General features: G+C 49.9%; 10 protein-coding genes and 1 tRNA gene. 5 read left to right on the top strand and 6 right to left on the bottom strand.

Annotated features, from left to right (window positions below; genetic code table 11):
- Together ACQY18_RS05630 and ACQY18_RS05625 are read right to left on the bottom strand one after the other, a co-directional pair.
- Positions 1-73: transfer RNA gene (locus tag ACQY18_RS05630), tRNA-Val, on the bottom strand.
- Between the two features lie 366 nt (positions 74-439).
- A complete protein-coding gene (locus ACQY18_RS05625) occupies positions 440-925 on the bottom strand; it encodes a PaaI family thioesterase (RefSeq protein WP_428039168.1) in 486 nt (161 codons plus the stop codon).
- Between the two features lie 46 nt (positions 926-971).
- Between ACQY18_RS05625 and ACQY18_RS05620 the strand changes: the two genes are divergently transcribed.
- The 3 genes from ACQY18_RS05620 to ACQY18_RS05610 all read left to right on the top strand — a co-directional run bounded on the left by ACQY18_RS05620 (position 972) and on the right by ACQY18_RS05610 (position 2,510).
- A complete protein-coding gene (locus ACQY18_RS05620; protein ID WP_428039167.1) occupies positions 972-1,595 on the top strand; it encodes a CYTH domain-containing protein in 624 nt (207 codons plus the stop codon).
- Positions 1,592-2,029 (top strand): hypothetical protein, encoded by a 438-nt coding sequence (locus tag ACQY18_RS05615; protein ID WP_176778070.1) that lies wholly within the window; start codon positions 1,592-1,594, stop codon positions 2,027-2,029. The genes ACQY18_RS05620 and ACQY18_RS05615 overlap by 4 nt, the downstream gene beginning before the upstream one ends.
- A gap of 118 nt (positions 2,030-2,147) precedes the next feature.
- A complete protein-coding gene (locus ACQY18_RS05610; protein WP_428039166.1) occupies positions 2,148-2,510 on the top strand; it encodes a hypothetical protein in 363 nt (120 codons plus the stop codon).
- Between the two features lie 216 nt (positions 2,511-2,726).
- Here the strand turns inward: ACQY18_RS05610 and ACQY18_RS05605 are convergent, their stop codons facing one another.
- The 3 genes from ACQY18_RS05605 to ACQY18_RS05595 are packed head-to-tail and all read right to left on the bottom strand — an operon-like array spanning position 2,727 to position 6,431.
- Positions 2,727-3,536, bottom strand: a complete 810-nt coding sequence (locus ACQY18_RS05605; protein ID WP_176778068.1) for a TIGR00730 family Rossman fold protein — start codon at positions 3,534-3,536, stop codon at positions 2,727-2,729.
- Between the two features lie 9 nt (positions 3,537-3,545).
- The gene (gene dxs, locus ACQY18_RS05600) at positions 3,546-5,402 is read right to left on the bottom strand and encodes a 1-deoxy-D-xylulose-5-phosphate synthase (RefSeq protein ID WP_428039165.1); all 1,857 of its coding nucleotides are present in this window, start codon (positions 5,400-5,402) and stop codon (positions 3,546-3,548) included.
- Between the two features lie 15 nt (positions 5,403-5,417).
- Positions 5,418-6,431 (bottom strand): polyprenyl synthetase family protein, encoded by a 1,014-nt coding sequence (locus tag ACQY18_RS05595; protein ID WP_428039164.1) that lies wholly within the window; start codon positions 6,429-6,431, stop codon positions 5,418-5,420.
- A gap of 252 nt (positions 6,432-6,683) precedes the next feature.
- On the opposite strand from ACQY18_RS05595, the gene hydF reads away from it, so the two are divergent.
- Both hydF and ACQY18_RS05585 read left to right on the top strand, forming a co-directional pair.
- The gene (gene hydF / locus ACQY18_RS05590) at positions 6,684-7,844 is read left to right on the top strand and encodes a [FeFe] hydrogenase H-cluster maturation GTPase HydF (protein WP_428039163.1); all 1,161 of its coding nucleotides are present in this window, start codon (positions 6,684-6,686) and stop codon (positions 7,842-7,844) included.
- A gap of 58 nt (positions 7,845-7,902) precedes the next feature.
- Positions 7,903-8,355, top strand: coding sequence for a type IV pilin protein (locus ACQY18_RS05585; protein ID WP_428039162.1), 453 nt, complete (start codon positions 7,903-7,905; stop codon positions 8,353-8,355).
- Positions 8,356-8,484: 129 nt separating this feature from the next.
- Here the strand turns inward: ACQY18_RS05585 and tgt are convergent, their stop codons facing one another.
- Positions 8,485-9,651: a tRNA guanosine(34) transglycosylase Tgt gene (gene tgt, locus ACQY18_RS05580; protein ID WP_428039161.1), complete on the bottom strand. Its 1,167-nt coding sequence runs from the start codon at positions 9,649-9,651 to the stop codon at positions 8,485-8,487.
- Positions 9,652-9,806 lie beyond the last annotated feature (155 nt).

Below are 9,806 nucleotides of genomic sequence, written 5' to 3'. Positions count from 1 at the left end.
TGGACCGGACAGGACTTGAACCTGTGACCTCCTGCGTGTAAAGCAGGCGCTCTACCAACTAAGCTACCGATCCTTAAATTGTTCCTTTAACTAGGACAATTCTTATTCTAGCAAAAAATTACGTCCCGCTCAACTGTTTTTTATGCTGTGGCATTAAAATAGTTCAATGTGCCGTGGAAAGCAAGGGGCCGCATGCGAAAAATAATCCAACACGCGCGAAAAATAAGTCTGCCGCATGGTAAAAAATCGCCGCGTGCCAAAAACAAATTTTCCGTGAGATAAGAGCTAATCCGCACATTAAAAAATCACCGCACGGTAAAAAGCAAACAGCCGTGCGGTAAAAACAAGCAATCACTTATTTTCAATAGGAAGATTATTCTTCCGCTTTGGGTGTTTATTTTACAACACTAAAAAGTAGTTAGTATTTCCAATAGAAAAATTATTCTTCCACTTTGGGCGTGGTGCGGAGCCATTCGTCGGCTTCCGGCCCCCATTTATCCTTTACCGCTTGCGGGATTTTATACAAAATGCTGGTGCATTTGGCCGAAACGGTGCCGTCGGGCAGGATAATTTCCCCTTCCACTTGCGCGCGGGAGCCGCTGTCTTTCAGCACGCGGCCCACGGCTTTTAAGGGCGTGTTGGTGGGGGTATTTTTCTTATAAACCATTTCCATTTTCAGCGTCACCATCAGGCGGTTGAAATCGTTATCCAACAAAATGGCCCGGCCGGACGTTTCATCCAAAATCGTTGCGATAATTCCGCCGTGCATGGTGCCGGGGTAAGAGGAGTAGTTGTCATCCAAAGTGAATGTGGTTTCTACTTGGTTTTCGTCGTAATTGTTGAACCATTCCAAATGTAAACCGACGGGGTTATTTTTCCCGCAGGCAAAACAGCCTAAAGAGGTGGGTTGGCGCAGTTTTTTCATAAAAATCCTCCTAACATTCATTATACTTTTTTTGTAAACTAACATTATGTCCATAGAAACAGAATTTAAGTGGCGGGCGGCCGCGGCGGCGGATTTTGATAAAATGCTTTCTGCCGTGCGCACGTTAACCGGGCGCGCCCTGCCCCCGGTGCAGATTTTGCACATTTCGGATGCTTATGCGGATACGCCGGACGAAGCGCTTTCCGCGCAGAAAATAGCTATGCGGGTGCGCTGTACCGACGGCGCTTACGAGGCAACCTTAAAAACTAAAACCCGGTTGGAAAATGGCAAAGCAGTCCGCCGGGAAGAAACCCTGCCTTTGCCCGGGGCCCATACGCACCGGGAGGCTCTGGCGGCCTTGCGCTCCCGGGGCACCTGGCAAGGGGTGGACGTGGCGCAGTTGGAGTTCAAATTTTATATCCAAAATAACCGCCGCGTGTATACTTTGGTTCAGGCGGGTGCTATTTATGAATTGGCCTTGGACGAGGTGGAAATTACCGCGGGGGAGCGGCGGCAGAATATGCTGGAAATTGAGCTTGAGTTAAAGGCGGGCCCGGCGGAAGATTTTTGCGCGTGGGCCCAAAAATTGGGGGAAATCAGCGGCTTAAAAGCGCCGGAATATTCCAAGGTGGCCACGGCCACCGCACTTTGGAAAGGGGAAATAAAATGAACGGAATTTGGGCTTTTTTAATCAGTTTGGTGGCACCGGGGGCGGGGCAGATTTTCAACGGGCAGTATGTGTTAGGCGGGCTATTGGGGGGGATGTTTGCGCTGGGCAAAACGGCCCTGCTGCCGCTACTTATCCGCCTGCTTAAAATCCGCACGGAAGTAGCCGCCTTGAAACTGGTGTATTGGTTTAATTGGGCGTACGGGCTATGCGTTTTGTTTGCTATTTTCCAAGCGGCAGTGGTGGGGTTTGAGCAGGCGGAGCGCCACCCGTGGACGGCCGTTATCAGCGCGTTTGCCATTGTGTGCGTGTATAAAAACACCATGAAAGAAATTTTATTTGCGGCCCTGTGCGGGCGCGCGGGAATGTATCAGCTGGTGCGCCCAGTTAGAAAATCTGCGGCGAAAAGTCAAGCGCCCGACGGAAACGGAAAATAAAAAAGGGGCTTGATTTTTTCAAAAATATTTTTCTAAGACGAGGTTTTTTGTTGCAATTTCATAGTAATTGTGGTATTATTTTTTATGAGGTTAAAACTAGTTGTCTTAGGAGAACAGTATGGGCAATAAAAAACCCGCAAAAAAAGTTGCCGCCGTTAAAAAAACGGTCAAAAAAGCAACTGTTAAAAAGGCCGCCGTCAAAAAGCCGGTAAAAAAAGCGGCTGTTAAAAAGACGGTCAAAAAAGTAGCGGCTAAAAAAACAGCCGTTAAAAAAGTGGCCATTAAAAAAGCCCCCGCTAAAAAAGCGGTTAAAAAAACCGTAAAGCCTGCCAAAAAAGCGGCAGTCAAAAAAACGGTTAAAAAGGCTGTATTAAAAAAAGCAACAGTTAAAAAAACTGTTGTTAAAAAAGTGGCAAAAAAAGCCGTTGTTAAAAAAACAACCGCTAAAAAAGCCGCCAAAAAGACTACCAAAAAAAGATAATTTAGTTTCTAAAGCTAAAAACTCCGCCGGGCAGCAAACCGGCGGTTTTTTTATTTATAAATACCGTGCCGATAAACCCCGGCGTTTTCTGTTGCGCCCAAAACCGGGGCAAATTCCCGGCCCGGCACTTTGCGGGGGCAAAAAAAACTCCTTGTACCGTTTTGCTATCAAAACAAATTTAAGTACAAGGAGTTTTTTATTACCGGAAAACCGTTTTTATTTGATGTGGTAGAATTTAGCAATAATAGCCCATGCTTCTTCCGGCGTGTCTACAATTTCGCAAGATTGCGCTTCTTCCGGCGAAATAACCCCATAAGAGGCCAAGCCCGGGATGTTCACTACCGTATTCCAAAATTCTTTGCCTACCAGCACTATCGGAATATCCTGTTTTTTGCCTGTTTTTACCAGGGTTAAAATTTCAAACAGTTCATCAAACGTGCCGAACCCGCCCGGGAAAACCACAAACGCTTTAGAGCGCATAACCAAATGTAATTTGCGGATGGCGAAGTAGTGGAACAGGAAGGCCAAATCTTTAGTGATATACTGGTTGGGGTGTTGTTCGTGCGGCAAGGTAATGTTGAAACCGATACTTTTGCCGTTCTTTTCAAACGCGCCGCGGTTGGCCGCTTCCATCAGCCCCGGGCCGCCCCCGGTGACGACGGCAAAACGGTCGCCGGCGTGTTCAATAACCAGGTTGGCAAATTTGCGGGCCGCTTCGTAATACGGGGCCAATTTTAATAGTCCTTCGGCCTCATACAAACGGTGTTGCAGGTTTTTGTCACCCGGGTTTTTGGCTAAGGCTTCTTGGGCGGCTTTTACTTTGCCTTTGGCTTCTTTTTCTTCCCGCACGCGGGCACTGCCAAAGCAGACAATCGTTTCTTCTATATGGTGGCGTTGGAGGTAAATTTCCGGTTTCATTACTTCCAGCTCCATACGCACAGGGCGCATAACGTCCTGTTTTAAGAGTTGTATATCTTCGTACGCTTTAATATAAGAATGTTCGTGTTCAATATCCTTTACGCTCATGGGAATACCTCACTTGTTTTTCCAATTTAATATGCGTTGCTCAATCTGTTGCGCGTTCAGGCCCAGTTGTTCGTATAACTGGGCCGATTTGGCGTGTTCCACAAACTGGTCCGGTATGCCCAGGCGCAGTAAGCGGAAAGCGGCCCCTTTATCGGCCAGATATTCGGCCACCGCCGCCCCAAATCCGCCAATGAGTGCGTTGTCTTCCACCGTCACTATCCGCGGGGAGATTTGGAGGGCTTCGTCCAAAATTTGGGTATCCAGGGGTTTTACAAAGCGCATATTAATTACCCCGCAGGAAATACCCTGTTTTTCAAGCGCGTTTGCCGCCTGCAACGCCGGGTGAACCCGGTTGCCGATGGCGGCAATAGTTAAATCGGTTCCTTTTTTAAGCCACACGCCTTTGCCGATGTCCAAGGTTTTCATCTTGGCGTCCATTTCTACCCCAAACCCGGCTCCGCGCGGATAGCGCAGAACAAACGGCCGCCCGCAATAGAGCCCGGTTTTAAGCATGTGTTGCAGTTCGTTTTCGTCCGCCGGGGCGGCTAAAACCAAGTCCGGCACACTGCGTAAAAAACTTAAATCAAAAACCCCGTGGTGGGTGGGGCCGTCTTCGCCCACCACTCCGGCGCGGTCCAACGCAAACACCACAGGCAACTTTTGCAACGCCACATCATGCAAAATTTGGTCGTAGCAGCGTTGCGCAAACGAGGAATACAGCGCAAACACCGGCTTTAACCCGCAGGCGGCTAGCCCCGCGGCAAAGGTGGCGCCGTGTTCTTCGGCAATGCCCACGTCAAAATAGCGGGTGGGGAATTTATCCCTAAACGCGTCTAACCCCGTGCCTTCCGGCATGGCGGCGGTAATGGCGTTGACGGTGGTATCCTTTTCGCCCAGTTTTACAAGCGCTTGAGAAAACGCCTGCGTAAAAGTAATGCCGTTGGCTTTGCCAATCGTGTCGCCGGTTTCCACATCAAAAATGCCGATACCGTGGAATTTGGTGGGTTTTTCCTCGGCCGGTTTGTAGCCTTTGCCTTTTTTAGTGACAACGTGCAACATCACCGGGCCTTTTACATCTTTTACGCTTTCCAATACTTCTATCAGCTCTTCAATATTATTCCCATTTACCGGGCCGAAATAGCGGAAACCCATTTCTTCAAAAATCGTACCGGGGAATAAAATGGCGCGTGCTTTTTTGGCCAGTTTGGCGGCGTTGTTGCCCAAATCATCAAAGCGTTTTAAGAAGTTGGTGGCTTTTTCCTCGGCCAGTTGAACGTATTGTTTAGTGAGTAGTTTGGTTAAAAATTTGCCCAAAGCACCTACCCGCTGGGAAATGAACATTTGGTTATCGTTCAAAATAACCAGCATATCCGTAGCCAACAGCCCGGCGTTTTGCAGGGCTTCATAAGCCATGCCGCCCGTTAAACAGCCGTCGCCCACAATGGCAATCACTTTGGAATTTTCCTTTTTTTGGTCACGCGCAATCGCCATGCCTAACGCGGCGGAAAGCGCGGTGGAAGCATGCCCCACCCCAAAGGAGTCGTATTCGCTTTCGTATCGTTTTGGAAATCCGCTAATCCCGCCCTTTTGGCGGATGTGTTCAAACGCGGCTTGGCGGCCCGTAAGCAGTTTGTGCGCATAGGCTTGGTGGCCGGTATCAAACACAATTTTGTCTTGCGGCGTGTTGAATACATAATGCAGGGCGGTAATAATTTCTACCGCGCCCAAACTGGAACCTAAATGCCCGCCGTTCTTGCTGACGGTGGAAATAATCGTGTCGCGCAATTCCTGGCACAGCGTGGGCAGGAGTTCCTTTTTAATCAGGCGCAAGTCCTTTGGGCTTTGAATACTGGGCAAAACTTTCATGAATAACCCCTTGAATTAATAAGTGCGGGTTTTGAAAAAATCCGCCATGGCGTACAGCGGCCACAGGTTTTTCTTTTTTACATTTTTTAAGCCGTCCAACGCTTTTTGGGCATTGGCAATTAACAGCTGGGCGTGTTTGCGGCTGCCTTCCAACCCATACAGGCTGACGAAAGTTAATTTGCCGTTTTCTTTATCACTATTGGATTTGCCCAGTTGTTTGGCGGTGGCCGTCACGTCTAAAATATCGTCTACAATCTGAAAGACCAGCCCAATGCAGTTGGCATATTTTTTGATGAGGGTTAAATCTTTGCCTTTTACGCCGGCCAGCAGGGCGCCCGCTTCCACACTGCCGCGGATTAACGCACCCGTTTTGTTGGCGTGAATGTAGTTCAAAATGGTTTCCGGCGTGGTTTCTTTTACCGTGGAGGGGAGCATAAAATAATGCAGGGATTTATCGGCCAGCGGTTTGGATTCTTTTTTGAGTTTTTCCGCCCGCGTGCTGACGGCATCCGCCGCGCCCATGCCTTCGGCGTATACGTCGGCCGTTTGGCCGCCCACCATGCCGGAGGCTCCGGCGCAGTTGGCAAAGTGTAAAAGGGCGTTTAAGGTGTTTTCCGCGCCGACGGCTTTTACTTTGCCGTTCTGGGCGAAAACTTCAAACACATATGTTAATAAAGCGTCCCCGGCTAACAGGGCCAAATCGTCCCCAAACACTTTGTGGTTGGTGGGTTTGCCGCGGCGCAGGGAGTCGTTATCCATACAAGGTAAATCGTCGTGAATCAGGGAATAAGTATGCAGCATTTCCACCGCGCAGGCGGCGGGCATTACATCCGCCGCTTTTTTGCCGAAAGCCTCCGCCGTAGCCATTAGCAAAATAGGGCGCACGCGTTTGCCGCCCGCTTGCAAAGAATAGGCCATGGAATCTGTTAAAACTTTGGGCGAATTTTCAATTTTTCCCACATATTTAGCCAAATTCTTTTCCACCAGTTTGGCGCGGTCTTTCAAATAAGCGTTAAAATCGTTGGTCATATAATTCCTTGTACTCGTAAGGTATGCTTCTATTCTATTATACTTTATTGGGACCGATAAAATACGGGTGCGTTTGAACCGGCGCCCGGAAAAACGCTTTTTGGGGGATTTTTAAGGTTAGGCGGTGCCGTTCGGCCCGCGCAGGAACCCGGCCCGGAAAAATGCTTGAGGGCGCGGGTGGGTAAAAAAATCTGCCCGCCCGGCCGGACGGAAGAAATGCCCGGCCCGGGGTTTTTTATATATAATTTTACTATGGTACAAGTAAACAGGCCGCATATCGGCATTTTTGGCAAAATGAACGCGGGCAAAAGCTCGCTGATTAACGCCCTGACGGGACAGCAGGTTTCCGTGGTGGCGCAGCACCCCGGAACCACCACGGACCCGGTTAAAAAAATTATTGAAATTCTGGGCATAGGGCCCGTCACGCTGATTGATACCGCGGGGCTGGATGATACGTCTGCCCTGGGGGCACAGCGGGTGAGCCGCACCCAGGCGGTATTAGACCAGGTGGACCTGGCTATTTTGGTTTTTGCGGGCGAGTTGGACGCTTGTGACCGTGCTTTAATGCAAACGTGTAAAGCGCGGCAAATTCCGTTTTTCTTTGTGCATAATAAAAGTGATTTGTACGCGCCGGCCCCGGTAGCCGGAGCGGATACGGTGGAGTTTTCCTGCAAAGCGCCGCAGTTGGACGGGTTGCTTGCGGCCATACAAAAACATTTGCCCGCTAGCGCTTATGCGCCCGGCGTGTTGTTGGATGACGTAGTGCGCCCCGGGGACCAGGTGGTGTTGGTTATTCCCATAGATGCTTCCGCGCCGGAGGGCCGGCTAATTTTGCCGCAGGTGCAAACTATCCGCAACTTATTGGATATAGGCGCGGTGGCCGTTTGCTTAAAAGATACGGAGTTGTCCGCCTGGTTAAAAAACCACACCCCGCAGTTGGTGGTGACGGATTCCCAGGCGTTTAAGCAGGTTAGCGCGGTAGTGCCGCCCCAAATACCGCTAACCAGTTTCAGCATTTTGTTTTCCCGCCTGAAAGGGGATTTTAAGGCATTTTTAAGGGGCACCCAAACCATTGATAATTTGCAGGACGGGGATAAAATACTGATTATGGAATCTTGCTCCCACAGTGTGAATTTGTGTGACGACATCGGCCGCACCAAAATACCGGCTTTACTGCGCAAATACACCGGCAAGCGGTTGGAATTTACGGTGCTGGCGAATTTGGACCCGTTGCCCGAAGCGTTGGATACTTACAAATTGGCTATCCAATGCGGGGGGTGCATGGTGACGCGCCGCCAAATTTTGCGCCGGGTGGAATATTTGCAAAAAAGCGGCGTAGCCGTCAGCAATTACGGCATGGTGTTGGCGTATTGCAACGGTATTTTTAAGCGCGTGACGGAAATTTTCCGCTAGAATTAGTAAAAAATTGTGCTATACTTGTAATAGGGGTTTACCCGAAAAGGAGAAATGTATGAAGAAAGGTTTTACGCTTATTGAATTAATGGTGGTGGTGCTGATTATTGGCATTTTAGCCGCCGTGGCGCTCCCGCAATATGAAAGCGCTGTAAAAAAATCCCGCACGGCCGAAGCTACCGTTATGCTAAAAGCAATAGCGGATGCCCAACAGATGTACTTAACTACTTTCAAAAAATGTGCGCCGGACGATGGGGATTTTGGCAAGCTGGATGTAAATATCCCGGCGGAAAACATCGCGGCCGATAACGGTGACGGCAACTGGCACTATACGCTGGTTGCAGGCACCGGCCGCGATTGCGTGGCACAAGCCACCAATACCAAACGCTTCCCGGGGGTGGCGGTACAGATAAAAGTTTTTTCTTCCCCGTACAAAATGTGCTTTAGCTGCACCGGGGCCGGGTGTGATGAATATTTAACCTTATCGGGCTTAAAAAAGAAAGTCTGCTAGGTAAAACGCCCTTTTAATCAGTGCCGGCCTCTCTGGGGGCCGGTATTTTTTTGTATGAAAAGGGGGGCTGTAAGCCATAAAAAAACCGCAGGACTATGGAAAGTCCTGCGGTTTTATGACGGTAAAACCTTATTTGTATTTGGAAATAACTTCGTCTTTTAATTCCAAGAAGGTTCCGTTTTTTATGGCCTCGCGGGCGCGTTCCATTAAGCGGATTAAAAAGCGGATGTTGTGTATGGAAATTAAGCGGTGGCTTGTCAGCTCCGCCGAGCGGAACAAGTGGCTGATATAGGCGCGGGAGTAGTGGCGGCAGGTGTAGCAGTCGCACTCCGGGTCTAAGGGGCCCTCTTGCAGGCGGAACTCCGCATTTTTGATGTTCAGGCGGCCTTGGCTGGTCATGGCTTGGCCGTTGCGGGCCACGCGGGTGGGCCACACGCAGTCAAACATATCCACGCCGCGTTCAATGGAGTTCAAAATTTCTATCGGTGTGCCCAGGCCCATAAAATAGCGCGGTTTTCCCTCGGGCAGAACGTCCGTCACGGCGCTGACGGCAGCGTTCATTTGGTCTAATGTTTCCCCTAAAGAAAGCCCGCCAATGCAATAGCCGTGCGTGCGCAAGGCGGCCATGTGTTGGGCGGCTTCGCGGCGCAAATCCGGGTAAATGGAGCCCTGAATAATGCCGAATAACAGGGAGTTGCCCACCGTAAAGGAGCCGTCTGCGTTTTGGGTAATGTTTTGTTGGCTGATTTTTTTATGGTAGGCGGTCTCGGCGCGTTCGGCCCAGCGTTTGGTAATATCCAGCGCCTCGCGGGCTTCGTGCTTGGTGGGATTTTTGGCATGGATACACACATCCAGCATGGTCCAAATGTCCGAGCCGATTTGGGCTTCAAAATCTATTACGTTTTCCGGCGTGAACAGGTGTTTACTGCCGTCGTGGTGGGATTGGAACGTGACGCCTTCTTCTTTAATTTTGCGGAATTTGGGCAGGCTGTAAACCTGAAATCCGCCGGAGTCCGTTAAAATACTGCCGTTCCAATTCATAAATTTATGCAGGCCGCCCATTTTTTCAAGCGTATTTGTGCCCGGGCGCAGGTATAAATGGTAAGTGTTGGATAAAATACACTCGGCGCCCACGTCGCGGATGTCGTCGGCCGTGAGGGCTTTTACGCAGGCTTGCGTGGCAACCGGCATAAAAACCGGGGTATGCACCGCGCCGTGTTTGGTATACAAAACGCCGGTGCGGGCTTGGGAGCGGGTATCTTTGCTCAAAATTCTAAAAGGGGAAATAAGCGTCATATTTTCTATTTTAGCATATTGGGCCGCCCAGCCATAGCGTAGCCCATAAAAAAACGCCCCGGGCAACGGACCGGGGCGTGTTGGAGAGGGGGCGGCGCGTGCGCTATAAAATCATCATACTGTCCCCAAACGAGTAGAAACGGTATTTCTTTTCC

The organism is Candidatus Avelusimicrobium faecicola (genome assembly GCA_900540405.1).
GTDB lineage: Bacteria > Elusimicrobiota > Elusimicrobia > Elusimicrobiales > Elusimicrobiaceae > Avelusimicrobium > Avelusimicrobium faecicola.
The sequence above is the reverse complement of the archived record's forward strand: the minus strand, read 5'-3'. Positions and strand labels throughout refer to the sequence as shown.